At 61.2% G+C, this 23796-nt stretch carries 27 protein-coding genes; 11 read left to right on the forward strand and 16 right to left on the reverse strand.

Features of this window, described 5'->3' with window-relative positions; translation table 11 throughout:
- Positions 1-5 precede the first annotated feature (5 nt).
- Positions 6-521 (forward strand): Hcp family type VI secretion system effector, encoded by a 516-nt coding sequence (locus tag AB4N92_RS28020; protein WP_010209954.1) that lies wholly within the window; start codon positions 6-8, stop codon positions 519-521.
- A gap of 52 nt (positions 522-573) precedes the next feature.
- On the opposite strand, the gene AB4N92_RS28025 is transcribed toward AB4N92_RS28020, so the two are convergent.
- Positions 574-1395, reverse strand: a complete 822-nt coding sequence (locus AB4N92_RS28025; protein WP_010209952.1) for an aldo/keto reductase — start codon at positions 1393-1395, stop codon at positions 574-576.
- 106 nt (positions 1396-1501) lie between these two features.
- Between AB4N92_RS28025 and AB4N92_RS28030 the strand changes: the two genes are divergently transcribed.
- Complete coding sequence (locus AB4N92_RS28030) at positions 1502-1996, forward strand: DUF1543 domain-containing protein (protein ID WP_010209951.1); 495 nt, start codon at positions 1502-1504, stop codon at positions 1994-1996.
- A 146-nt stretch (positions 1997-2142) separates the two neighbouring features.
- On the opposite strand, the gene AB4N92_RS28035 is transcribed toward AB4N92_RS28030, so the two are convergent.
- On the reverse strand, positions 2143-3345 hold the full coding sequence (locus AB4N92_RS28035) for a TPM domain-containing protein (protein ID WP_045792005.1): 1203 nt from the start codon (positions 3343-3345) through the stop codon (positions 2143-2145).
- A gap of 128 nt (positions 3346-3473) precedes the next feature.
- Between AB4N92_RS28035 and AB4N92_RS28040 the strand changes: the two genes are divergently transcribed.
- Together AB4N92_RS28040 and AB4N92_RS28045 are read left to right on the forward strand one after the other, a co-directional pair.
- On the forward strand, positions 3474-4289 hold the full coding sequence (locus AB4N92_RS28040) for an alpha/beta fold hydrolase (RefSeq protein ID WP_460128865.1): 816 nt from the start codon (positions 3474-3476) through the stop codon (positions 4287-4289).
- Positions 4279-5421: a PAS domain-containing sensor histidine kinase gene (locus AB4N92_RS28045; RefSeq protein ID WP_010209947.1), complete on the forward strand. Its 1143-nt coding sequence runs from the start codon at positions 4279-4281 to the stop codon at positions 5419-5421. Before AB4N92_RS28040 ends, AB4N92_RS28045 begins: the two co-directional genes overlap by 11 nt.
- On the opposite strand, the gene dapF is transcribed toward AB4N92_RS28045, so the two are convergent.
- Entirely contained in the window at positions 5409-6212 is an 804-nt protein-coding gene (gene dapF, locus AB4N92_RS28050) for a diaminopimelate epimerase (protein ID WP_010209946.1), read from the reverse strand. The genes AB4N92_RS28045 and dapF overlap by 13 nt on opposite strands.
- Positions 6213-6285: 73 nt before the next feature.
- Between dapF and AB4N92_RS28055 the strand changes: the two genes are divergently transcribed.
- Positions 6286-6861: a P-loop nucleotide/nucleoside kinase family protein gene (locus AB4N92_RS28055; protein ID WP_154847139.1), complete on the forward strand. Its 576-nt coding sequence runs from the start codon at positions 6286-6288 to the stop codon at positions 6859-6861.
- Here AB4N92_RS28055 and AB4N92_RS28060 read toward each other — a convergent pair.
- Positions 6776-8371, reverse strand: a complete 1596-nt coding sequence (locus AB4N92_RS28060) for a L,D-transpeptidase family protein (protein WP_236267275.1) — start codon at positions 8369-8371, stop codon at positions 6776-6778. The genes AB4N92_RS28055 and AB4N92_RS28060 overlap by 86 nt on opposite strands.
- A 39-nt stretch (positions 8372-8410) precedes the next feature.
- On the opposite strand from AB4N92_RS28060, the gene AB4N92_RS28065 reads away from it, so the two are divergent.
- A complete protein-coding gene (locus AB4N92_RS28065; protein ID WP_044287298.1) occupies positions 8411-9124 on the forward strand; it encodes a murein L,D-transpeptidase catalytic domain family protein in 714 nt (237 codons plus the stop codon).
- Positions 9125-9154: 30 nt separating this feature from the next.
- The gene (locus AB4N92_RS28070; protein WP_021491591.1) at positions 9155-9901 is read left to right on the forward strand and encodes a creatininase family protein; all 747 of its coding nucleotides are present in this window, start codon (positions 9155-9157) and stop codon (positions 9899-9901) included.
- 52 nt (positions 9902-9953) lie between these two features.
- Here AB4N92_RS28070 and AB4N92_RS28075 read toward each other — a convergent pair whose 3' ends face one another.
- Positions 9954-10295 carry a hypothetical protein gene (locus AB4N92_RS28075; protein ID WP_047541642.1) on the reverse strand — a complete coding sequence of 114 codons (342 nt, stop codon included), beginning with the start codon at positions 10293-10295 and terminating at the stop codon, positions 9954-9956.
- Positions 10296-10329: 34 nt separating this feature from the next.
- Positions 10330-10974, reverse strand: a complete 645-nt coding sequence (locus AB4N92_RS28080) for a hypothetical protein (protein ID WP_010209938.1) — start codon at positions 10972-10974, stop codon at positions 10330-10332.
- 131 nt (positions 10975-11105) lie between these two features.
- On the opposite strand from AB4N92_RS28080, the gene AB4N92_RS28085 reads away from it, so the two are divergent.
- The gene (locus tag AB4N92_RS28085) at positions 11106-11378 is read left to right on the forward strand and encodes a hypothetical protein (RefSeq protein ID WP_010209937.1); all 273 of its coding nucleotides are present in this window, start codon (positions 11106-11108) and stop codon (positions 11376-11378) included.
- On the opposite strand, the gene yfcF is transcribed toward AB4N92_RS28085, so the two are convergent.
- A complete protein-coding gene (gene yfcF, locus AB4N92_RS28090; protein ID WP_236267274.1) occupies positions 11353-11970 on the reverse strand; it encodes a glutathione transferase in 618 nt (205 codons plus the stop codon). The genes AB4N92_RS28085 and yfcF overlap by 26 nt on opposite strands.
- Positions 11971-12066: 96 nt before the next feature.
- Positions 12067-12615 carry a DUF924 family protein gene (locus AB4N92_RS28095; RefSeq protein WP_045792002.1) on the reverse strand — a complete coding sequence of 183 codons (549 nt, stop codon included), beginning with the start codon at positions 12613-12615 and terminating at the stop codon, positions 12067-12069.
- Between the two features lie 292 nt (positions 12616-12907).
- Here AB4N92_RS28095 and AB4N92_RS28100 point away from each other — a divergent pair, with 292 nt between their 5' ends.
- On the forward strand, positions 12908-14062 hold the full coding sequence (locus AB4N92_RS28100) for a DUF1624 domain-containing protein (RefSeq protein ID WP_187517012.1): 1155 nt from the start codon (positions 12908-12910) through the stop codon (positions 14060-14062).
- 86 nt (positions 14063-14148) lie between these two features.
- Here AB4N92_RS28100 and AB4N92_RS28105 read toward each other — a convergent pair whose 3' ends face one another.
- Positions 14149-14757 (reverse strand): LysE family translocator, encoded by a 609-nt coding sequence (locus AB4N92_RS28105; protein ID WP_176332325.1) that lies wholly within the window; start codon positions 14755-14757, stop codon positions 14149-14151.
- A gap of 88 nt (positions 14758-14845) precedes the next feature.
- On the opposite strand from AB4N92_RS28105, the gene AB4N92_RS28110 reads away from it, so the two are divergent.
- Complete coding sequence (locus tag AB4N92_RS28110; RefSeq protein WP_329605893.1) at positions 14846-15430, forward strand: GNAT family N-acetyltransferase; 585 nt, start codon at positions 14846-14848, stop codon at positions 15428-15430.
- Between the two features lie 170 nt (positions 15431-15600).
- On the opposite strand, the gene AB4N92_RS28115 is transcribed toward AB4N92_RS28110, so the two are convergent.
- From AB4N92_RS28115 to AB4N92_RS28145, 7 genes are read right to left on the reverse strand one after another with little or no spacing between them, the layout of a single operon-like run.
- The gene (locus AB4N92_RS28115; RefSeq protein ID WP_236267272.1) at positions 15601-16920 is read right to left on the reverse strand and encodes an OprD family porin; all 1320 of its coding nucleotides are present in this window, start codon (positions 16918-16920) and stop codon (positions 15601-15603) included.
- 7 nt (positions 16921-16927) lie between these two features.
- A complete protein-coding gene (locus AB4N92_RS28120) occupies positions 16928-17761 on the reverse strand; it encodes a phosphodiesterase (protein WP_042572216.1) in 834 nt (277 codons plus the stop codon).
- Positions 17762-17770: 9 nt separating this feature from the next.
- On the reverse strand, positions 17771-18802 hold the full coding sequence (locus tag AB4N92_RS28125) for an ABC transporter ATP-binding protein (RefSeq protein ID WP_010209921.1): 1032 nt from the start codon (positions 18800-18802) through the stop codon (positions 17771-17773).
- Positions 18799-19593: an ABC transporter permease gene (locus AB4N92_RS28130; RefSeq protein ID WP_010209920.1), complete on the reverse strand. Its 795-nt coding sequence runs from the start codon at positions 19591-19593 to the stop codon at positions 18799-18801. The genes AB4N92_RS28125 and AB4N92_RS28130 overlap by 4 nt, the downstream gene beginning before the upstream one ends.
- Positions 19590-20408 carry an ABC transporter permease gene (locus AB4N92_RS28135; RefSeq protein ID WP_236267270.1) on the reverse strand — a complete coding sequence of 273 codons (819 nt, stop codon included), beginning with the start codon at positions 20406-20408 and terminating at the stop codon, positions 19590-19592. The genes AB4N92_RS28130 and AB4N92_RS28135 overlap by 4 nt, the downstream gene beginning before the upstream one ends.
- On the reverse strand, positions 20409-21413 hold the full coding sequence (locus AB4N92_RS28140) for an ABC transporter substrate-binding protein (protein WP_236267269.1): 1005 nt from the start codon (positions 21411-21413) through the stop codon (positions 20409-20411).
- On the reverse strand, positions 21397-22416 hold the full coding sequence (locus AB4N92_RS28145; RefSeq protein WP_021491597.1) for a LacI family DNA-binding transcriptional regulator: 1020 nt from the start codon (positions 22414-22416) through the stop codon (positions 21397-21399). Before AB4N92_RS28145 ends, AB4N92_RS28140 begins: the two co-directional genes overlap by 17 nt.
- 277 nt (positions 22417-22693) lie before the next feature.
- Between AB4N92_RS28145 and AB4N92_RS28150 the strand changes: the two genes are divergently transcribed.
- Complete coding sequence (locus AB4N92_RS28150) at positions 22694-23791, forward strand: carboxynorspermidine decarboxylase (protein WP_044287303.1); 1098 nt, start codon at positions 22694-22696, stop codon at positions 23789-23791.
- The last annotated feature ends 5 nt before the right edge of the window (positions 23792-23796 follow it).

Below are 23796 nucleotides of genomic sequence, written 5' to 3' on the forward strand. Positions count from 1 at the left end.
CCGTCATGCCAACACCCGCGTATCTCTCCGTCACCGGCGTCAAACAAGGTTTGATCACGGCAGGCACGTTTACCCAGGACTCGGTAGGTAACATTTATCAGGAAGGCCATGAGGACCAGATCCTGGTCCAGGCCTTTTCTCACCAGGTGATCATTCCGCGTGACCCTCAATCCGGCCAACCAACGGGCCAGAGGGTGCATAAGCCCATGATGATCAGCAAAGTCTTCGATAAATCCTCACCGTTGCTGTTCAGTGCATTGACCAGCGGCGAAGAGGTCAAGTGCCGGCTGGAATGGTTGCGCACCTCGTCGGCCGGCACCCAGGAGCACTACTTTACGATTGAACTGGAGGGGGCGACCATCGTGGACATCCAGTCACGCATGCCGAACTGCCAGGATCCGGACAACGCTCATTTCACTCACTTGGAAGACGTTTACTTCACCTATCGCAAGATCGTGTGGACCCACGAAGTGTCCGGCACATCAGGGTCAGATGACTGGCGTAGCCCGGTTGCAGGTTAAACCGGCTTGACGCAGGGACGGCGCCAAGGATGGCGCCGTCCCTGCGAAGGGGCTAAACCATCGCCAGTGGATGTTTGCGTTTGGGTGCGCCAAACACGCGATCAATCGCCTCCAGGTCGTGCTCATCCAGTACCAGCTTGGCGGCGGCCGCATTGAGCCGCACGTGCTCAGGGGTGACGGCCTTGGGGATTGCGATCACGCCATCCTGGCGTAACACCCAGGCCAGGGAGACCTGCGCGGGTGTGACCTCATGGCGGTGGGCGATCTGCTTGAGGGTCGGGCTGGACAACAACTCACCACCTTGGGCGATCGGGCAATACGCCATCAAGGGCAAGTGATGCTGTTGCCACCACGGCAGTAGGTCGAATTCGATGCCACGCTCTTCGATGTTGTAGAGCACCTGGTTGGTGGCGCAGGCCGGGGATGCGAGTTCCTGCAGGTCGGCCACATCGAAATTGGACACCCCCCAACGTCCGATTTTGCCGGCTTCGCGCAGGCGTTCGAAGGCTTCGACGGTTTCTTCGAGGGGGTACTGGCCGCGCCAGTGCAACAGATAAAGATCGATGTAGTCCGTGCCCAGGCGTTGGAGACTGGCTTCACAGGCGCGGGGCACGCCCTTGTGACTGGCGTTGTGCGGGTAGACCTTGCTCACCAGAAATACCTGGTCGCGCTTGCCACGAATGGCTTCGCCGACCACTGTTTCGGCGCCACCATCGCCGTACATTTCGGCGGTATCGATCAGGGTCATGCCCTCGTCGATGCCCAATTGCAACGCCGCGACTTCAGCGCGGTGCTGGTCGGGGTTTTCGCCCATGCGCCAGGTTCCCTGGCCGATAACAGGAACGGGAACACCCGCCAGATCGATGGTGCGCATGACAACCTCCTCATGAGTTCGCGGATTAACAGTGTGGCATTGGCCGGACAAAAGGGTTCAATCGAAGTATGGTTAGCCTCTGCCAAGTCGCCAGGAAGAACCTGTAATGCTGTTTGTCGTCATGCTCGGGGGTAAGCACCCCCGGGCGAAAATTGAAGTACACGATGTGGTATTTGTTGTCGCGGACACGCTGGAGGCCACCTACCCGCAACTGCGCGATGGCTGGTTTGGCGGCCCCAAGGGTATGCATATCGATGCGTGGATGGCGGTGGATGGCGTCGACGGTTGGAAAGTCGAGTTCAGCCCCCTGGCGCCTGCTGCCGGCGCGCATCACCTGTACTTCATTAACCTTGGCGGTTATGAAGCCAACAGCTTTGGCGAAGCCCACCACTACCTGTTGGTGGTGGCCCGCAATAAACAGGAGGCTACGAGCAAGGGCAAGCAACAAATGCTGCGCCAGTGGTCCCAGGCCCACACCGACGGCGTACTGGATATCGATGATTGCCTGCCGATCGATCTGGTGGACGGTCGCTATGTTCACTTGGTACAGGGCCCGCACCAGCCGATCCGCCAGCAGAATGACTACATCGTCCTGACCTGACGCTTCTACAGCGGGGCGGACTATCCCTGGCGGAGCTGTTTGCATTATTTATTGAAGGGATGACGCGGCAGCCGCGAAGCGGTCTGCGCACGTCCAGCCCGGGGGCGGCGTGCAGAGATCGGTGGATTACACGCAGCCTGGCGCCTTTACCAGCTTCCGGATGCCCCGCCACCCCCACTGGAGCCTCCGCCACCGGAAGAACTGCTACTGGAACTGGAGCTGCTGGAACCCGAGCTTGAGCCACCACTCGACCCGGACCCAGACCCGCCGCTGGTCTTGCCAAAAATGAACAGCGCTGCGAACGAGGCTATCGGGAAGGCGTACAACCAACCGTTACGGCCGAGTTCCATCAGCATCCCCGCCGCCACATACACCCCCACCGCGGCCACCAGTCGCGCAATAAACCCTACGCGGCTCTGCTTCCAGGCGTCCTTCATGATCATCAACAGGACCAGGTACAACCCCAACGCCAGCAACGCACCCAGCGGAAACACCAACCAATGAATGAAGTTGACGTCGGCATATCGCTGATCAACCACCACCAACCCAAGGATGTAGGCCAGCAGCGCAACCACGCCGTAAAACACCGAGCGGGCCATCCACAACGCACCAAACGTCGCGCCGCCGATCAGCAGGGTCAATGGCAGCACCAGCAGGAACATCAGCCAGTCGCGGCCCCCACCAAAAATCGCCAGCAGCACGGTGACGGCCGCCATCGCAATCAAGGCGCGGCGCCAGTGAAGCCTACCGGCGCTGATCAGCACACCGCCAATGGCGCCGATGACAAACGCCAGCGCTATCGCAATGAACTGAGGATTCGCCCCTGGCCCGGCGATTTTGGGCAGGTCGCCGCCGTCCACCAGCACCACCAAGTCGTTTACCCCCTGGGAAACACCGCCGGCAAAATCCCCCTGGCGGAAGGCCGGGGTGATGTGTTCTTCGATGATGCGGTGTGCCAGCAGGTCAGTCACCGTACCCTCCAGGCCGTACCCCACCTCAATACGCACCTTACGGTCCTCCTTGGCCACCACCAGCAGGACGCCGTCATTGACGCCCTTGCGTCCCAACTTCCAGGCGCGGAACAGTTGATTGGCGTAATCCTCAATGCTCGCACCGCCGGTGGTGGGCACCAGTAGCACGGCCACCTGCGCGCCCTTGCGCTGCTCAAGGTCGGCCAGTTGGTTTTTCAGACGGGTGGTGGTGCTGGCATCCAGGGTGTCGGTGAGGTCGATCACCCGTTGGTCGAGGGCGACGCCAATCGGTGAAGTGTCCGCCTGGGCGGTGCTCAAAAGGCCTAAGAACACCAGCGCCACCAGACTCAAGACGGATTGCCGCAGAATCGCCATCATGTTTTGTTACCTGAAGTTTCTTCCTGAAGGCGGCGACTTTACCTTATCCGCACTATATCGCGTGACCCCACGCCGTTGACTATTTAAACTCCCTTCACGCATAGCAAAACGCCACAACCGGAAAGCCCATGGATCTACGCCACCGCAACAATGTCAGTGTGATGGGCAACGGCAGTTCGACCCTGGTGTTCTCCCACGGCTTCGGCTGCAACCAGGCGATGTGGAACTACCTGGCCCCGCAATTTTCCGAGCGTTTTCGCGTGGTGATGTACGACTTGGTGGGCGCCGGCCTGTCGGACCTCAGTGCGTTCGACAAGGCCAAATACAGTTCCCTCGACGGTTACGCGCGCGATTTGAACGAGATCATTGACGCCTTCGCCGTGGGCCCAGTGATCTTGGTGAGCCATTCGGTGAGCGCCATGATCAGCACCCTCGCCGACCGCCAGCCCCCCAACCGTATTGCCGCCCACGTCATGATCGGCCCCTCGCCGCGCTACATCGACGCCGACGGTTATGTCGGCGGCTTCAAACGGGGCGATATCCAGGACCTGCTCGACACCCTCGACAGCAACTACCTCGGTTGGTCCAGCGCCATGGCGCCGGTGATCATGGGCGCGCCTGGGCAACCGGCGTTGAGCCAGGAATTGACCGACAGCTTTTGCCGCACCGAACCTGAGATCGCCAAGCAATTTGCACGGGTGACTTTCATGTCGGATAACCGCCAGGACGTGATCGGCCTGGCCACTCCGGTACTGGTCCTGCAATCGAGCGACGACCTGATTGCCCCGGTCGCCGTAGGTGAATACCTGCACAGCGTGTTGCCCAATAGCACCTATTGCCTGGTGGACAACGTCGGCCATTGCCCGCACATGAGCGCGCCGCACGCCTGTGCAACCGCCATGCACAGCTTCCTGGCCCCTTGGGCGGCTGCACGTGCCGACTGATCTGTTCGACAGCGCCGCCTGCGCCCTCGCCGTCACGGCAGAGGACGGCACGATCCTGCAAGTCAATGCGCGGTTCAGCGAGTGGCTGGGGTTCAGCACGACTGAGCTGTGCGGCAAGCGTTTTCAGGATTTGCTGACCATGGGCGGGCAAATCTTCCACCAGACCCATCTGGCGCCGATGCTGCGCATGCGCGGCAGCGTCACCGAAGTGAAACTCGACATGCTGCACCGTGACGGCCACAAAGTGACCGTACTGCTCAACGGTATCAAGCGAGAACAGACCGATGCCGTGGTACACGACCTGGCGCTGTTCGGCACCACTGACCGTGACAAGTACGAGCGCGAGCTGCTCAATGCACGCAAACTGGCCGAGGCCTTGCTTCAGGAAAAGACTGACACCGAACTTGCCCTGCAGCACGCCCAGGCCGAATTGCACGAGGCCTATGCCATTTCCCAGAGTCGCGCACGGTTTGCCGAGCAAATGGTGGCGATTGTCAGCCATGACCTGAAAAACCCGCTGACCGCCATACGTATGGCCTCGGATTTTCTGGCAAGGGGCGAACGCACGACCAAGGAACGCCAACTGCTCGGGCATATCGGCCAGTCGTCCGAGCGTGCCCAACGCATGATCGCCGACCTGCTGGACTTCACCCAGGCACGCGTCGGCCAGGGCATCACCATCAAGGCAGCGCCGCTGGACCTGCATGAGGTGATTCATCGTGCTGTGGATGAACTGCGCGTGGCCTTTCCCAAGGCATCCTTGGTGCACCTCGCCGATGGCAATGGCGACGCCAGTCTGGACGCCGACCGCGTGCAGCAGATCATCGGTAATCTGGTGGCGAACAGCGTGGCGTATGGTGACCCGCAACGACCAATCACCATCACTTCACGCCTGGGAGATAACCGGTGCGAAGTGTCGGTACATAACTACGGCCGAGTGATCCCGAAAGCGTTGCTGGCCGAATTGTTCGAGCCCATGACACGTGGTACCGATCAGGGCAGTGACGTACGCAGCGTCGGCCTTGGCCTGTACATCGTGCGCGAATTGGCCAGGGTGCATGGCGGCGATGTAGCGGTGAGTTCCTGTGTCACGGGCGGCACGACGTTTACCGTCAACTTTCAGCCTACGTAGGCGCTGCCCTGCATCACCGGCTCCACGCTGCCTGTGAGCACCACTGCCCCCTCGCCCGCCCAGTGCACAGTCACCGTGCCGCCGTCGCAGTGCACCTGCACCGTGGCGTCCAGCAAGCCACGGCGGATCCCATTGACCACCGCGCCACAGCAGCACGACCCGGAACCCAGCGGCACGCCACCGCCGCGCTCCCAGATGCGCAGGCGGATATGACCACGGTCGAGCACCTGCACGAAATGCACATTGGTCTTGGCTGGGAACAATGGGTGAATTTCCAGCGCCGGGCCCACGGTCGCCACGTCGACAGCCGTGAGGTCTTCCACGAAAAAGGTGCAATGCGGATTGCCCATGCTGCACGCCGCCGGGTTGCCATCGATGGGCAAGGTGAGCGTATCCATGGCCTCGGCCAGCGGCACGGCCGACCAGTCCAGCGACGGCTCACCCATGTTCACCGAAATTTGCCGCCCCGCAGCCCGCGCACAGGTCAGCAAACCGCGGTCAGTACGCAGCACCACCGAATCCGTGCCCGCCTCATGCATCAGACGGTCAGCCACGCCACGGGTGGCACTGCCGCAGGTGGCCAGCAGCGTACCGTTGGGGTTCCAGAATTTGATGCGCGCGGCGGCGTCATCACAATCGAGCAGCACGGCCAGTTGGTTGAAACCGATACCGGTGTGGCGGTTACCGAGTTGGCGGGCAACTTTCGCGGTAATCGGATCGTGCAGGCCCCGGCGATCGATGATGATGAAATCATCGCCATGGGCGTGCATTTTCACAAACGGCAGAGGCATGGGCTTTCCTGTGGTCGACCGATGGGGAACTGAAGGATACCCTGAACCGCACCCATCTTATCGAGAGCCACCCATGCTAATTGTCTTCAGCGGACTGCCCGGCACCGGCAAGACCACCATCGCCCAGGCGCTGGCAGGCCAGATCGGCGCAGTGTACCTGCGCATCGATGTGATTGAGCAGGCGATCCGTGACGCGGGCGTGTTGGCGAGCGATGTGGGTGCCAGCGGTTATGGGGTAGCGAATGCCTTGGCGTTGAGCAATCTGCGATTGGGGCATGCGGTGGTGGCTGACTGCGTGAACCCGGTCAAGGAAAGCCGGGAGGCGTGGAAAACATCGGCGGCAATGGCAGGTGCGCAGTTGCTGGATATTCGGGTGATTTGTTCTGACCGGCAGGAACATCAACGGCGGGTGGAAGCCCGCACGGGAGATATTCCCGGCCTGGCTCCACCCCCTTGGGAGTCGGTGCTGGCGCATGAGTACGAGGCGTGGGCCGAAGTGCCGATGACGCTCGACACCGCACTCATGACGCCGGATGAGGCGGTAACAAGAGTGCTGGCGACGCTCAAAGCACGCTCCCCATCGCCTTCATCAACACCAGGTCCCGCCCATAGATATCCGGCGCATACACCAACCCGCCCTCGCGATTGACCTCAACCGTCCAATAACTCAACAGCACCGGTACCGGCGTGGCCAACCTGAACTCATGGGTCAGGCCGGTAGCCAGCAGCTCATCGGTACGGGCGCGCTCAGCCGGGCTCACCAGTAAATCCCGAAGCAACAACGGTTGCTCGACCCGCACGCATCCCGAACTGAATGCCCGCGGTCCTTTGGTAAACAGCGGTTGGCTCGGCGTGTCATGCAGGTACACCGAGTACGGGTTGGGAAAACGCATCACGATCTTGCCCAGCGGATTGCGCGGACCGGCTTCCTGACGCAGCAGGATATTGCCGGGTCGGGCCCAGTCCACCTGTTCGGCAGTCAGCGGGTGGCCTTCGGCGTCCAGTACTTGCAGGTTCTGCTGGCGCAGGTATTCGGGGTTAAGGCGGATGGCCGGGAGTTTGTCCTCGCGCATGATGGTGGGCGGGATGGTCCAGGTGGGGTTGAGGGTCAGCCGGGTAATGCGCGATTTGAGCAGCGGCGTCTGACGTTCGGCGCGACCGACTTGCAAGCGGGTTTGCCAGACCGGGATGCCGCTCTGGTACACGCTCAGTTGCGCGGCAGCGACGTTGACCAACACGCCTTCGGGCTCCAAGTCCTGGGCCAGCCAGCGAAAACGTTCGAGGTTGATGCGCAGTTGTTCGCGGCGCACCGCCGGGCTGATGTTCAATTCGGCCACAGTGCCGGCGCCGATCACCCCGTCGGCCTGCAACGAATGGCTGAGCTGAAAGGCCTTGACCGCCTTGACCAGTTCATCACGGTACTGCTTGCCGCTGGGCGCGTTGGCCAGGTAGCCGCCACTGATCAGGCGCCGCGCCAGCTCCGGCACGCGTGGGTCTTCCATGCCCGGACGCAGCAGCGGGCCGCTGGCCACAGGGTCCCAATGCGGTAAGGGTTGCTGGCGCACGGTGGAATAAGCGTTGCGCAGGCTGCGATACAAATCGGCACTGGGCCGTGCCTGGTCGAACGCCTGGGCCATGTCTTGCAGACCTTGGGCCGCAAACGCCAGCACTTCGACGTTGGGGTCGCGGGTGGGTGGTTGAGCGTGCCACAGCGGTTCGAAGCGCGATTGCTGCAGGCGGCCGTAATGAAGATCCTGCAGGGCTTGCAGGTAGTGCTGGCTGCTGGTGATATCGCTGCACAGCACGTTAGCCGTGGCATCTGGCACAGGCAAGCTATAGTGGGTAGGGTCCAAGCCGTCATCGGCGAGCATCAGCAACTGAGATTGCAGGGCTTGTCGACGGTCATCGGCGGACCACAGCGGCATGTTGCCTTGCTGCTGGTAGAAGGCTTGCAGGCGCAACTGGGCGGCGGCGTCGACCTGCCGAGCCAGGTCCGGGCAGACACTGGGCAGTTGCGCCAACGCCTGTTGCACGGGTGCCAGATCGACCGGCGCCGGTGTGGTCACCGGCAACGGCCCGACCGGCAGCGCGACGGCTGTCGCGACCAATGGTGCAACGAGCAGGCAAATGCTCAAGTAACATGCGTGTTTTTTGAACAATTGACCAGGCTCCAATCCACACCGGGGGACACTTCGTAGATGCTGACTTTCATGCGCCGCCTCGGTTTGATGACCGTGGCGTTGGCTACGCTGAGCGATTTTGCGCTTGCTGCCAATCAGACCTCTCCTAACTTGTATAGCAGCCTGGCGCGCTCGGCTCCAGAACTCAATCCCACCGTACTCAAAAGCGCCCTCAACGCGGTGCAGTGTGCGGTCAATAACGGCGAAGAACGTTCCGAGCGCCTAGCGGTTATTGACTACTCCCAGCCATCGACCGCCCGTCGGCTGTGGATCTTCGATCTGCGCAAGAAGACCCTGGTGCTGCGCGACCTGGTGGCCCATGGTGCCAAATCCGGGGAGAACTTCGCCACACAGTTCTCCAACCTGGAAGGCAGCCACCAGTCCAGCCTTGGGCTGTTCCGCACCCAGGAAAGCTACCTGGGCACCCACGGCTACTCGCTGCGCATGGACGGCCTGGAGCCGGGCTTCAATGACCAGGCCCGCGATCGTGCCATCGTGATTCACGCCGCCGACTATGTGAGCCCCCTGTGGAGCAAGCGCGAAGGCCGTATCGGCCGCAGCCAGGGTTGCCCGGCCGTGCGCCCGCAAGTGGCGCGCCAGGTAGTGGATAAGCTCAAGGATGGGCAGTTCATGTTTTCGTGGTACCCCGATCAGCGCTGGTTGAAGTCTTCGACCTACCTCAATTGCAAACCCCAACAGGTGGCGAGTAGTCGTACAATCCGTGGCGGATAGCCTGTCCCCATAGATAAAAGAGAGCGTCGCATGCTTCTACACAAATCCACCTGGATCGAGATCGGGCAGTTTCTGGAGCGCAACCGCACGGTGGTGATTCCGATCGGTTCCAACGAACAGCATGGCCCCACCGGCCTGCTGGGCACCGACTGGATGTGCCCGGAAATCATCGCCCATGAAGCGCAGAAGAACGCTGACCTGCTGATCGGCCCCACCTTCAACATCGGCATGGCCCAGCATCACCTGGGCTTTCCCGGCACCATTTCCCTGCGCCCTTCCACTTTTATCGCCGCGATTGGCGATTGGGTGCGTTCGCTGGCCGGGCATGGTTTCGAGAAGATCCTGTTTCTGAACGGCCACGGCGGCAATATCGCCACCATTGAAGCCGCATTTTCCGAGCTGTACGCCGAAGCCAGCTTCGCCCGGCGCCCGGCCGGGTTTGCCTTGAAGCTGGTGAACTGGTGGGACCTGGAAGGTGTGAACGACCTGGCGCAACGCCAATTCCCGGTGGGCCATGGCAGCCATGCCACGCCTTCGGAGATTGCAGTGACCCAATGGGCCTACCCGGACGCGATCAAGACGGCGGATTACTCGCCGCAAATTGCCAACACCGGGCCGATCCGTGAAGCCCTGGACTTCCGCGCACGCTTCCCGGACGGACGCATGGGTTCGGACCCGGCGCTGGCGACAGTGGAAAAAGGTGGGGAGCTGGTGGCGTTGGCGGCGCAGGGGTTGATCAAGACGGTCAACGCCTTCAGCAACGAAGCCAAACCCTAGGCCTGACACACTTCAAAATGTGGGAGCAAGCCCGCTCCCACAGGGGGCGGTGTTACTTGCATTCCTGTGCGGCAAGTTCCAATCGCGACGGCTTAATCGTCGACGCCAGCGGCTTGCGCTCATACAGGAACACCTTGCCACCGTCCTGGGACTTGTAGGCTTCCAGCACATCATCGGCGGCAATCTTGCTGGTCAATACCACTTTGGCGTGGCGCGAGTTCTGCGTCACGGTGGCGGCGATCCCGTGTTTTTCCAGCTTGGGCAACACACACTGCACATAGGCTTCAGGCGTTTTGCTGGTCTGGAAGGTCATGGTTGGAGCGTTGGGGGCGGAAACACAACCGGCCAACAACAAGGAAGCAAGGGCCAAGGCCGGGGCGAAAAAAGCGCGCATCAAAAATTCCTGACGATAAAAATAAAGGTTCACATCAACCGGCACGAACCAACGCTTTGAGCGAGGCATCGAACTGCTTCAAGGCATCCAGTTGCACATCCCGCTGCTGCTCGATCTGCGCGGCAATTTCCGGCGCGGCCTTGTCGCGTACCCACACCGATGGCACCTGCTTGTGCACCGAGCCTTCGGCCTTGGCGATGTATTGCAGGTTCGCATCGTAGAACCGCGCAATGAAACGCGCCTCGACCTGGTCGTTACGCTGGGTCAGCAACTGGTTATGGGTATCGAGCATCACCACCACATCGGGGTGAGCCTGCACCAGGGCATCCAGGTTGTCGTAGACCGTCACCGACAAAAAGGTGCCTTGCAGCGAGCTCATCAACCAATCGATGGCCAGCTCCGGGTCGGAGCTGTTGACGAACGCCTGGCGGATACGCCCGTCGAGGGCATCCCTGGCGCCATTCAAGGCCATGTCGTGGTAGCGTTCGAGGTAGCTGAGGTTGTCGCGGGTGTTGTCACTCAGCAATACACCCACCGACTGCGCGTGCTGCAGGGATTCTACGCTACCGTTGACAGGTAGCAAATGGCGCGTGCGCAGATCATCGGCGACTGCCGCGTTGTTGAAGGCAACCGTGCCGAGCATCAAAGTCATCAAAGCCAGCTGAATAAACGTCCTCATCGCGTATTTCCTTGAACAGCATCTCGATGGGGTGATTTTGCGCTTTTCCCGCAAAAACAGAACTTGCGTTCCATGATGGTGACTATTATCTGAACCGATAGTGCTGACATAAAACTTATAAGGACCCCGCCATGAAGCCCCACCAGAAAACCTTCGACCGCATCCGCGAAGCCGTACTACCGGAGTTTCGCGAGCGGGTCGCCGATTACCTGGTCGATTATGAAAACGTGCTGTTGGACGAGGCGGCTGACAACGATCAAGTCAGCGCCAGCGCCCAACAACTGCGCGGTTACCTGCGCGGCCTGAACACAACGCGGGTGCTGGGCATGGCGGATTGGGAGGACCTGGATCGCCGGGTCCTGCAAATCTCTGAGCGCTCTACAGCGCAGGACGATGCTGATTGACCCACGCCTGTACGGAGGGCCGCTGCCACTGGCGCTGCGCGTATTCCACCAATTCGGCAGGTACGCTGTCGCCGTTGAGAATCAGGCGGTTAAGCATCACGGCCAGGTCCACATCGGCGATTGACCAGTCGCCGAACAGATACGCTGGGTTGCCGACCAACAAGTCCTGCGCCGCACTGATCAACTTGGCCGCCGCCGCTTCAGCGACTGGGGACAATGGCGGCATCTTCTGCCCGTAGAACACCACCATCGTCGAACGCTCCTGGCGGATCGGCAGCAAGTCACTGCGCAACCAAGCCTGTATCTGGCGCGCCCGCGCCCGCAGCTTTGGGTTGGCCGGGTACACCGGCGTTCCGGGGTAGGCTTGCTCCAGATACTCGGTGATCGCCGAGGACTCCGACAAGGCGAAGTCGCCCTCTACCAAGGTCGGTACGCGTTGGGTCAGGGACAGGCGGGCGAAGTCGGCCGCGTGCTGTTGCGCGGCATCCAGGTCCAGGGTGATCGTCTCGAACGCCAGGCCTTTTTCGCGCAGCGTGACGAACACCGACAGGGCGTAGGGGCTGGTGTACATATGGTCAACATACAGGCGCATAACGATTCTCCTTGAGGGGAACACCACGCTACGAGATGTGCCGCAAGAAAGACAATGCGCTGTTTTTATGGGGGCATTCCTTGGCGGAATACTGGCCTAGCCGGCAAACCCACCCTCGTCCAGGAAGGCGCGTTCTTCCTCCGTGGTCTCCCGAGCCAACACCTCATTCCGATGAGGAAAGCGCCCGAACCGCTCGATGATCCGGGCATGCTCCTTGGCCCAATGGTAGGTGCTGGCGTCCAATGCCTGGTTGAGGATCAGCGAGCGCTGCTGGTCCGCCGGGTTTTCCGAATGTTCGAACGGCAGGTAACAGAATGCGCGCAACCCCGGGTCGATCTGTTGAGCCAACCCGGCGTCGACCAGGCGGCGGGCGTACAAGCGTGCCAGCGGGTCGGTGGCGAACATATGGGCGGTGCCGCGAAAGGCGTTGCGCGGGTATTGGTCGAGCAGGATCAGCAGGGCCAGGGCACCTTGCGCAGAGTCCAGCCAGTGTTCGAGTTCACGCCGGGCAGCTTGCAGGTGGGTGGTGTGGAAGGTGTCGCGAAAGCGGGCGTCGAAGGCTTCGTCCTTGGCAAACCAGCGCTTGGGGCCGGCGTGTTTCCAGAACTCGATGACGGATTGTGGGGTGTGTTGGGTCGCACTCACGGGGCTATCTCCTGTAGGAACCGGCTCGCCGGCGCCTACAGTGGACCGTGTTTGCGGATCAGAAGTCCACTGTTGCCGAGCACTTGACTGCGTGCGGCTCGCTGCCGAAACCGGCGATGTTCGCAATACAACGCCTGGACAGGCAGAGGGAGCGAAGACGACATGCCGATCCCCCGCCCCCGGTAGCAGTTAAGAGCTGATCGCATTCAAATTTGAGCAACGAATCGCAGCAACGCGCACACTAATGTTATAGGATAACACCCCACTTCCGCCCTGCCCTGTGACCCCGCCCATGACCGATGCTGTTCCCCTGCGCCAACGCCTGCTCTCCATCGATGCCCTGCGCGGCCTGGTGATCCTGTTCATGCTGCTGGACCACGTGCGCGAAACCTTCCTGCTGCACCGCCAGGTCAGCGACCCGATGACCATCGACAGCACCGAGCCTGCGCTGTTTGTCAGCCGTACCCTCGCCCACCTGTGTGCGCCCGTGTTTGTGTTGCTCACGGGGTTATCGGCCTGGCTGTATGGCCAGAGATACCAGGGCCGACGCGACGTGTCGGCGTTCCTGTTCAAGCGCGGGCTGTTTCTGGTGGTGCTGGAATTCACCTTGGTCAACTTCGCGTGGACCTTCCAGTTGCCGCCCAGCGTGATCTACATGCAAGTGATCTGGGCGATTGGCGTGAGCATGATCGCCCTTGCCGCGCTGGTGTGGTTGCCGCGTCCGCTGTTGATTGCGTTGGCGGTGGTGATTATCGCCGGGCACAACCTGCTGGACGGGCTGCACTTCGAGACCGGTTCGGCACTGCATGTTCCATGGGCGATCCTGCATGAGCGCAGTTGGATCGAGGTGGGCGACTCGCTGCGCCTGCGCATCACTTATCCGGTGCTGCCGTGGATCGGTGTGATAGCCCTGGGTTATTGCCTGGGCCCGTGGTTTGCCAAAAGCATGCAGCCGACGTTGCGCCAACGTTATCTGTTGCTCGGCGGTGTGAGTGCGTGGGTGGGGTTCGTGGTGGTGCGAGCGGCCAATGGGTATGGCGACACACCATGGCAAGCCTATGACAACGGCGTGCAAACCCTGATGAGTTTTTTCAACATCACCAAGTACCCGCCTTCGTTGCTGTTTTTGGCCCTGACGCTGGGTATCGGATTGTTGCTGTTGCTGGCGTTTGAACAAGCTGGGGCCAAGCGTTGGATCAGCATGCTCGCCACCTTCGGGGCGGCGCCGATGTTCTTTTATTTGCTGCACCTGTATGTGCTGAAAATCCTCTACGTCGTGTGCGTGGCGCTGTTTGGCCTGAATCACGGCAACTACTTCGGCTTTGACGGCATGGGCGCCATTTGGCTGGTGGCGCTGCTGCTGCCGCTGGCGCTGTACCCGCCGGTACATTGGTTCGCCGGGCTGAAGGCGCGGCGCCGCGACCTGGCCTGGCTCAAATATCTATAGAATCCGGACAGCTTTTCTGTGGGCGCTGGCTTGCCTGCGATTGCATCACCTCGGTCTATGCAGGCTACCGAGGCGCCCAGGGCCCTTCATGTCGCGACCAGATGCAGATAGAACGCGTGAAACATGAAATACGCACACACCGCCAGCGCCAGGCCCATACAGCGGTTGAACACCGTAAACGCTGACGTCCCGTTGATCCGCCGTCCCAGGAGTGCGCCGAGCAACGCATAGATCCACGGCGCGCCAAACGCGCCAAAGGCCAGCAACCCCGACACCGCCGCAATCGACACCCCGGTGATATGCGCCGCCGGCAGCATGACGCTGGTGATCGGCAGCACCGCCATGATGCCTTTGGGGTTGAGCAACTGGATCACCAGGCCGTTCCAGAACGTGAGGGTCCTGGTCGGAGCGGTTGAGGCTTCTTCATCGACCACCGTGCGCGCGGTGAACACCTGATAAGCCAGGTACAAGGTGTACACGCCGCCAATCAATGAGATATAGGGCAACGCCGCCTGAGAAATGATCGCTTCGCCGGTGTAGCCGAACAGCATGAACAACACCAGCATCGCGCACCCCACGCCGACGAAAAACCCGGTGGAGCGACGGAACTGCCCCGTGAGCCCGGCGTTAAGGCCCATGAAATTTACGGGGCCGGGGCTGTACATGACGCTGAAGGCGTAGAGGAAGATGTCCATGGGAGACCTGCAGTAGAAAGAGTGCGGCGAGTCTACTGAGGGGCGTTGGGGGGATTCTTGTACGTTTGTGGTTGTGGCCGATATGGGGATGATGCTGCGCCTTCCAGCGGGAGCAAGCTGCCTCGCCACGGGTATAGTGTTTGTCGAACTCTTCGGGATAAAACCAGGCATGGACACAACGAATCAAGGCAACCTGGATTCACGGACAGTTCCTTTGAGTCAGCGCAACGCAAACGTCTCGATACGTAAACTGGAGCAACTTCCGGTGCAGATCCGCGCGCTCGAAGTTCAGGCAGTCGCCGAAGGTTTCAGGTTCCTGACACGATTGATCACAGAGTGGGAAGATGGCACCCATCGATTTGATCAACCGGGTGAATGCTTTCTAGGGATGTTTTGTGAAGGGCAGTTGATCGCAGTCGGCGGTCTGTCTTGTGATCCCTTTGCGGGACCGGGCGTTGGACGGCTTCGCCGGGTCTACGTAGAGCGCAATCACCGTGGGCGGCAGGCTGGAAAGGCCTTGGTGCATCAATTGCTGGAAAACGCTGCCGTGCATTTTTACCAGGTACGTCTGTCCACCGATTCCTCTGAGGCGGCAGCTTTCTACCTTCGCTGTGGTTTTGATCAAGTGGCTGATGACACGGCCACCCACACAAAAGCCTTGGGGCACAGCTGAGACAGATGCTGCAGGCTCAATGACAGAGCGCAAAAGTGGGAGTTGTCGAGCTTCAGCGAGGCGACGATAGCCGTGTGTCAGGCGGCATCTCTATCGACAGTGCTGTGGTCATCGCGACCTCACTGGGTTCGACGGCTCCCACATTGGGCTTTGCGGTGTTTGAAGGGACGTTACATCAACGGAATCGAGTAATTTACAAACACCCGGTTCTGATCCTGATCCCGCGCCACTTCACTGCGCGACACACCGTTGCGCCAGCCAAACCCGACGTTTTTGAACGTCCCGCTCTGCACCACGTAATCCAACGAGATGTCCCGCTCCCACTCGCTCGCATCGTTGCCGCTGGCGGTGAGGATGTGGTCACCCTTCAAGTACATCACCGAGGCCTTCAACCCCGGTACGCCGAGTGACGCGAAGTCATAAGCGTATTGCGCAAAGGCGGTGCGCTCGCCGGCCTGGATGAAGGTTTGCACGGTACGGTCGGTGTAGAGGTACAGGCTGGAACCGCCCTCCCCTTTATTCACCAGGCCACCCTGGTTGAGTTGGGCGAAGTTGCTGTCGTCCGAGACCTGTTGGTAACCGGCGGTGATCGCGTGCGGGCCCAGGGAGTAGATGAACGCCGCGCTCCACGTGTTGTTGTCGATTTCACCCGTGCCGTTCTTGGTGTAGCCGCCGAGCTTGTAGCCTTCGGCACGGCCGGCGACGCTGCTGTTCTTGCCGTCGGAGGTGGTCTTGAAGTAGCGCAGGTCGGTTTTCAACGAGCCGTAGTCGCCCAGGGGCAACACGTGGATCAGCCCGGCGAAGTGCTGTTGGTAATAGTCTTCGAGGTTGGCGTAGTAGTACTGGAGCATCAGGTCCTTGGTCACCTGATAATCGGCACCGGCGTAGTTGAATGTGTTGCTTTCCTGGGTGCCGCCCGCCACCGCCAGACCGCTACGGTCGCTGGAGCCACGGCCGGTGGTGTGTTGCAGTTGGCCGCCGATCAGGGTCAGGTTGTCGATGTCCTTGCTGGTGATTTGCCCACCGTCGAACGACTGCGGCAACAGGCGGCCGTCGTTGCTCACCAGGATCGGCAGGTTCGGGCGCAGGTAACCGTAGCGCAGTTCGCTCTTGGCAAAACGTGCCTTGGCGGTGGCGCCACCTCGGGCCCAGTTGTCGGTGGCCTTGCCGTCATCGTTGGGGATCATCGAGCTGCCCACATGGCGACCGGCGCCGCTGTCGAGGGTGACACCAAGCATACCGATGGAATCGAGACCAAACCCCACGGTGCCGTCGGTGAAGCCCGACTGGTAGTTGAGGATAAACGCCTGGCCCCACTCTTCAGTCTTCGACGGGGCGGCGGTGCCATCCCGGTTGTCGTTGTTGAAGTAGAAGTTGCGCATGCTCAAGTTGGCTTTGCTGTCGCTCAAGAAATCAGCCGACGCCAAAGGGCTCAGGGCAACGCCCAGGCTGCCGGTCAACACGCTTAACACATTCAAAGTGGCTTTCATCACAACCTCAGTCAATTAACCCATGAGCGTCATAAAACGGATACGGCCCCGGGTAGTCCCCGAATACGCCGTTGTGGCTGATCAAACCCTGTTGCGCCTCCCAGCGATGCAACAGATAGCCCGCCGGCTCCAGGTTGAAATGCGCGGGCGCCGCTTCTTGTAGGTCCAGTACGATTTGGTGGGAGGTGCCGGGGCACACACAACTCAAGCTGCCACCGAAACGGCGCTGCATGGGGCGGTGCAAGTGCCCACAGAGCAGGCGCTCCACTTGCGGATGGCGGGCAACGACCTGCTCCAGCGCGGCCGCATTGATGAAGGGTTCGCGGTCCATATGGCCAATGCCGCTGATGAACGGCGGGTGGTGCAGGATCAACAAGGTCGGCGCCTCCGGGCGCAAGGACAATTGCGCGTCCAGCCACTGCAATTGGCTGTCATGCAGCTGGCCGCCGTGACTGCCCGGGAGGGTGGAGTCGAGACCGATCAGGCGCAGCGGATGCTCGTCCACCACCCAGTCCAATGGACCCTCTGCGGACAACGGCAAATACGCGTGATCACGAAACGCCTCCAGCAACGGCCCGCGGCTGTCGTGGTTGCCGGGGACCAGGTAGTACGGCATGTGCAGTCGGGCGAGTTCGGGGTGCAGCACGGCGTATTCATCGGCGCGGCCGAAGTCCACCAGATCACCGCTGATCACCACGATATCGGGGCGCGGGTCGCTGGCGTTCAGGTGGTCGACGGCGCGACGCAATGCGCCCAAGGTGTCGACGACCCCATAAGTGAGACGCTGGCCGGCTTTAAGGTGCAGGTCGCTGATCTGCGCGACAAGAAACGGTCGATTCACAATAGATTCTCAAGCATTCAGGGTGAACAACATGTGCGGCGCAATCGCCAGGGCAATTGGCGCGCCGACGGCGTACAACTGGTTGTCGCTGCTGTCGACCAACAGCGGTTGCGGGCCGCCCACATCCACCAGCAGGCGGCTTTGCGCGCCTTGGAAGAACTGCGCCAGCAGGTGGCCGTGCAGGTGCCCCTCACCCTCCATCACCCTCAGGTGTTCGGGGCGGCAATAGACTGTGCTGGGCAGCTCGGCGGCGTGCCACGGCAACTCGCCGCCGCAGACTTTCAAGCCATGGGCCGACGGTTCGATGACCGGAAAGGCATTGAGGTTGCCGACGAAGCCGGCGACAAAGGCGTTGGCAGGTTTGTGGTAGATGTCACGCGGGCTGGCCAGTTGCGCCACACGGCCGTGCTCCATGACCAGGATGCGATCGCCCAGGGCCATGGCTTCGCCCTGATCATGGGTGACGAACACCGAGGTGATGCCAAGACCGCGCAACAGGTCATTCAGTTCGCTGCGCAGGCGCTCACGTAATTGCGCGTCGAGGGCCGCCAGCGGTTCGTCCAGCAACAGCACTTTCGGACGTGGCGCCAAGGCGCGGGCAAGTGCTACGCGCTGACGCTGGCCGCCGGAAAGTTCGTGGATGCTGCGCTTGCCGTGGTGTTGCAAGCCCACCAGCTCCAGCAGCTCTTCGCAGCGCTTCTCGCGCTCCACTCCCCCCATGCCACGAATCTTCAAGCCATAAACAATGTTGCCCGCCACGTTCAGGTTGGGAAACAGCGCATAGTTCTGGAACACCATGCCCACGTCGCGGCGCTCGATGGGCAGGCGGGTCACGTCCTGATCGCCGAAAAGCACCTGGCCCACATCCGGGCGCTCCAGGCCGGCGATCAGGCGCAACGTGGTGGTTTTGCCACAGCCGGATGGGCCAAGGATCGCCAGGGTTTCGCCGCCCTCGACGGTCAGGTTCAAGTCATGCACGGCCACGGTGCCGTCGGCGAACGCCTTGCGACAGCCTTGCAGGCGGATAGTGATAGCGGTCATCGACGTTCTCCACGGGACAAACGGGCACTGATGGCCTGCAACGCAATCAGCAGCGGCACGATCATCAGCAAAAAGATCAGGGTGTAGGCACTGGCGATTTCCAGGCGCGCCGAGGCATAGCTGTCGGCCAGGCCCACGGGCAGCGTCTTGGTCATGGGGGTGTGGAGCATCCAGGTCAGGTTGAATTCACCCAGGGACAAGGTCACCACCATCAGCACACCCGCCAGAATCCCCGCCCGGCAGTTGGGCACCACCACGCTGAAAAAGCGTTTGATCGGACCCGCGCCCAGACTGGCCGCCGCCTCCTCCAGCAGCGGCAGTTGCTGGCGTTGCATCACCGCCATCACCGGGCGTACCAGGAACGGCAAGGTGAACAGCACATGGCCAACCAGGATGAACAGCCAACTGCTACGAAAACTGCCGAACTGGCCGTAGGTGAGCAGCAAGGCCAGCGCACTGGCCAACCCCGGCATCGCCACCGGCAGCACCATCAACTCTTCGAAGGCGCGACTGAAGCGGTTGTTCATCCGCACCAGCGCGTAGGCCGCCGGCACGCCGATCACGCAGACACCTACCGCGCAGGCCAGCGCCAATTGCAGCGACAACCACACGGTGGGCGAATAGGCCTGCCACACCTGGATCAACCAATCAAAGGTCAAGCCACTGGACAGCCCCACGAAAAAGTTGCGGGTCAAGCCGGCCAGCAAAGACATCAGCACCGGCACCAACATGAAGGCACACACCAGCAGGGTGAACAGCAGTTGCAGCACAAACAGTGATGAGCGTTTCACAGCACAGTTCCCGCGTTTTTCACCAGGCGTCGCGTGAGCAGCAACACCGCCCAGGTCACCACGCCAAGCACCACCGACAGCGCAGCGGCGACGGCAAAGTTGGCGTAGTTGGTGAATACGTTGTAGATCGCCACCGGGGTGACATTCAGTCGCGTGCCCAAGGTAAAGGCCGTACCGAAGGCCCCCATGGACGTGGCAAAACAGATCGCGCCGCAGGACGCCAACGCGGGCGCCAGGCCCGGCACGATCACGTCGCACACCACGCGCCAATGCCCGGCGCCGAGGGAATGCGCAGCCTCCTCCAGGCTGCGGTCAAGGCTTTCGCACGCGGCCATCACCGTGAGGATCACCCGTGGAATCGAGAAGTACAGGTAGCCCATAAACAGTCCCGCCAACGAATAGGCAAAGATCCAGCGCTCGCCGGCCAGTTGCAGGCCCAGTGAGGCCAGCAGGCCTTGTCGGCCAGCCAGCAAAATCACCAGGAAGCCCACCACCACACCGGGAAAGGCCAAAGGAAAGGTGAGCAATGCCACCAACGCCGAGCGCCCGAAAAACTGCTGCCGGGCGAGGAATACGCCGCTGATGCCGCCAATCACCAACGCAACCAGCGTTACCACCACGGCCAGGACCAACGTTTGCCCAAGGCTGCCCAAGTACTGCGCGCTGCTGAGCACCTGCCAGTACCCGCTGCCGTTACTGTCGCGGCTGTCGGCACCGAGCACCACCAATTGCGCCAGCGGCAACAGCCAGAACGCGAGCAGCACCGCAAAGGCCGGGGCCAGCGCCCAGGCCGCATGTCTTGACGATGCTGCCACTTACTTGACCTCGTTCAGATAACGGGCGGCGAAGGTTTCCTGCACGGCGGCCATTTTTTCGTAGTCCACCACCCCGGCGCGGGCGTAGTCGCTGTCGGGCAGGAACTGTGCAGCTACGTCAGCCGGCATTTTCATCGGGCGCACCGGGCGCAGGTAGGCCTTGGCCCAGAGTGCCTGGCCTTCGTCCGACAGCACGAAATCGAGGACCTTTTGCGCATTGGCGCGGTGCGGCGCGTTAGCCACCAGGCTCATCACATAGGGCACGCTGATACTGCCTTCCTCCGGGATCACGAAGGCGACGTTGGCCTTGTCCTTGTAGCGCGCGCGGTAAGCGTTGAAGTCGTAGTCCACCAGGATCGGCAACTCACCAGACAGCACGCGCGCATAGGCCGTTTGCTTGGGCACGATGGGCGTGTTTTTCGCGAGCTTTTGGAAGTAGTCGATGGCCGGCGCAAAGTTGTCCAGGTCGCCGCCCATGGCGCGGTTGATCGCCACTGCCGAGACGTAGCCGACAAAGGCGCTGGACGGGTCGAGGTAACCAACCATGCCTTTGTATTCCGGCTTGAGCAGGTCAGCCCAACTGTGCGGCACCGGCAAACCACCGAGCGCATCGACGTTGACCATAATGCCCAAGGTGCCGGAATGGATCGCGAACCAATGGCCGGCGGGGTCTTTCAAACCTGCAGGAATCTGGTCCCAGGCCTTGGGCTTGTAAGTGTCGACCACTTCAGCTTTTTGCGCCTGCAGGCCGAAGGTCACGCCGTAGTAAACGACGTCCGCCACCGGTGCGGCTTTTTCCGCCACCAACTGTGCCAGGGATTGGCCGGAGTTCTTGTTGTCCAGCGGCACTTGCACACCGGTGCTGGCGGCGATGGCCTGGAGTTGGGTGCCCCAGTCGGCCCAATCCGGCGGGCAGTTGTAGCAGATTGCAGTGTCGGCGGCCTGGGCCAGGCTGGCCGCACCGCAGAGCAGCACGGCTGCCAGGGTTTTACTGAGTGCGCGCATCGTGGGTTTCCTCGTGGGGTTGAGTACTGTCGCCCGGCCGGATATGGCAAGGCAGGCAATGGGACGTCGGGGCATTGCCGGCGATTTGCGCCAGCAGTTGGTCAATTACGGTGCTGGCCAGCAAGGCGATGGGCTGCACCACGCTGCACAGGGTCGGGTGCATCTGAGTGCCGAGGCTGATGCCGTCGAAACCCATCACCGAGAGTTGTTCGGGCACGTTCCAGGCGTTACGGCGCAGTTCGGCGATCAGGCTGATTGCCAGAAAGTCGTTGGAACACACCAGCGCGGAGGGCGCATCAGCACCTTGGAGAACGGGTTGGATGGCGGCGAATTCGGCCTGGGTGTGGGCCGGCATTTCGATCACTGAGCGGGGCTCAAGGCTGTATTCGAGCATGGCATCGCAATAACCGGCGTAGCGCAGGCGGGCACGGTCGGACTGCAACGCGGGGCCGGCGACCATGCTGATGCGTCGATGGCCCGCATCCAGCAGATAACGGGTAGCCATTGCCATGCCGGCGCGGTTGTCGACCGACACGGCGCTGTAGTCGGGGTTGTTCGGTTGGTGGTAGGCCAGCACGAACGGGGTCTGTTCGGTGTTAAGGCTGCTGAGCACGCTGTTGCTTTCGGCATCGGTCACCGTCAGCACCAGGCCGTCGACACGCTGGCGCAGCAGCTCTTCGACCACACTGCACTCGCGTTCGCTGCTGTAGTCGGTGGTCGCCAGCAACAGGCTGTAGCCGCGCGCCCGCGCCGCACGTTCCATGGCCTGGAACTGTTCAGCGAATACCGGGTTGAGCAGGTTGGGCACCACCACCCCAATCAACTGGGTGGTTTGCAGGCGCAGTTGGCGGCCCAGCAGATTGGGGCGAAAGCCCAGCTCACGGGCGGCGGCGAACACCTGCTCACGGGTGGTCGGGCGCACCTGGTCAGGGGAAGCAAAGGTACGGGCGGCGGTGGCGCGGGATACCCCAGCCAGCCGTGCTACGTCTTTCAGGTCAGTCATTGTCACTCGCTTGAGATCGATCTCATTGGCGAGGACACTAGCGGGGGAATATGGCAGGACGGTGGTGGGAGGGTTACGGTTTGATGACAGCAAATACCCTGCAGCAGGATGAACAGCGGTCCAAATGTGGGCCGGTGTCTATCCATAGACAGTCATACTCCTGGGCTAGTCTGGAAAAATCGGGCACGCAAAATCCGCCCACTAACCTTTCGATTCGATCCAAGTGCGGGCACAATGCGTGTCCTTTTTTGGCAGGCACCGCCGCAGGCTCTCAAAAATGATCAAAACGCCGTACTACCTCATCGATAAACAGAAGCTTCTGGTCAACATGCAGAAGATTGCTTACGTGCGCGAGCAGTCCGGCGCCAAGGCGTTGCTGGCGCTCAAGTGCTTTGCCACCTGGTCGGTGTTCGACCTGATGCAGCAATACATGGACGGCACCACGTCGTCGTCGCTGTATGAGCTCAAGCTCGGTCGCCAGAAGTTCGAAGGCGAGGCGCACGCCTACAGCGTGGCCTGGGCCGACGATGAAATCGAAGAGATGCTGAATAACTGCGACAAGATCATCTTCAACTCCATCAGCCAGCTGCAGCGTTTTGCCGAACGTTCCGAAGGCAAGACCCGTGGCCTGCGCGTGAACCCACAGGTGAGCAGTTCCGACTACCTGCTGGCCGACCCGGCGCGTCCATTCAGCCGCCTGGGCGAATGGGATCCGGTGAAGATCGAAGGTGTGATCGAGCAGATCTCCGGCTTCATGTTCCACAACAACTGCGAGAACGGCGATTTCAGCCTGTTCGACAAGATGCTGGGCGTGATCGAAGAACGCTTCGGCGCGCTGCTGCACAAGGTCGAGTGGGTCAGCCTCGGCGGCGGCATCCACTTCACTGGGGAAGACTACGCGGTGGACGCGTTCTGCGCGCGCCTGAAAGCGTTCTCCGAACAGTACGGCGTGCAGGTGTACCTGGAACCCGGCGAAGCGGCGATCACCAACAGTGCCTCCCTGGAAGTCACCGTGCTCGACACCCTCTACAACGGCAAGAACCTCGCCGTGGTAGACAGCTCCATCGAAGCCCACCTGCTGGACCTGCTGATCTATCGCCTCAATGCCAAGCTGGCACCGAGCGATGGCGAACACACTTACATGGTGTGCGGCAAATCCTGCCTGGCCGGGGACATTTTCGGCGAGTATCAATTTGATCGTCCGCTGGCCATCGGCGATCGGCTGTCGTTCATCGACACCGCAGGCTACACCATGGTCAAGAAAAACTGGTTCAACGGCCTGAAAATGCCGTCCATCGTAGTGAAACAACTCGACGGTACTGTCGAAGTGGTTCGTGAATTTGGTTACGACGACTACCTGTCCAGCCTTTCGTAAGCTGG

It is taken from the genome of Pseudomonas sp. S3_A09 (genome assembly GCF_054668065.1).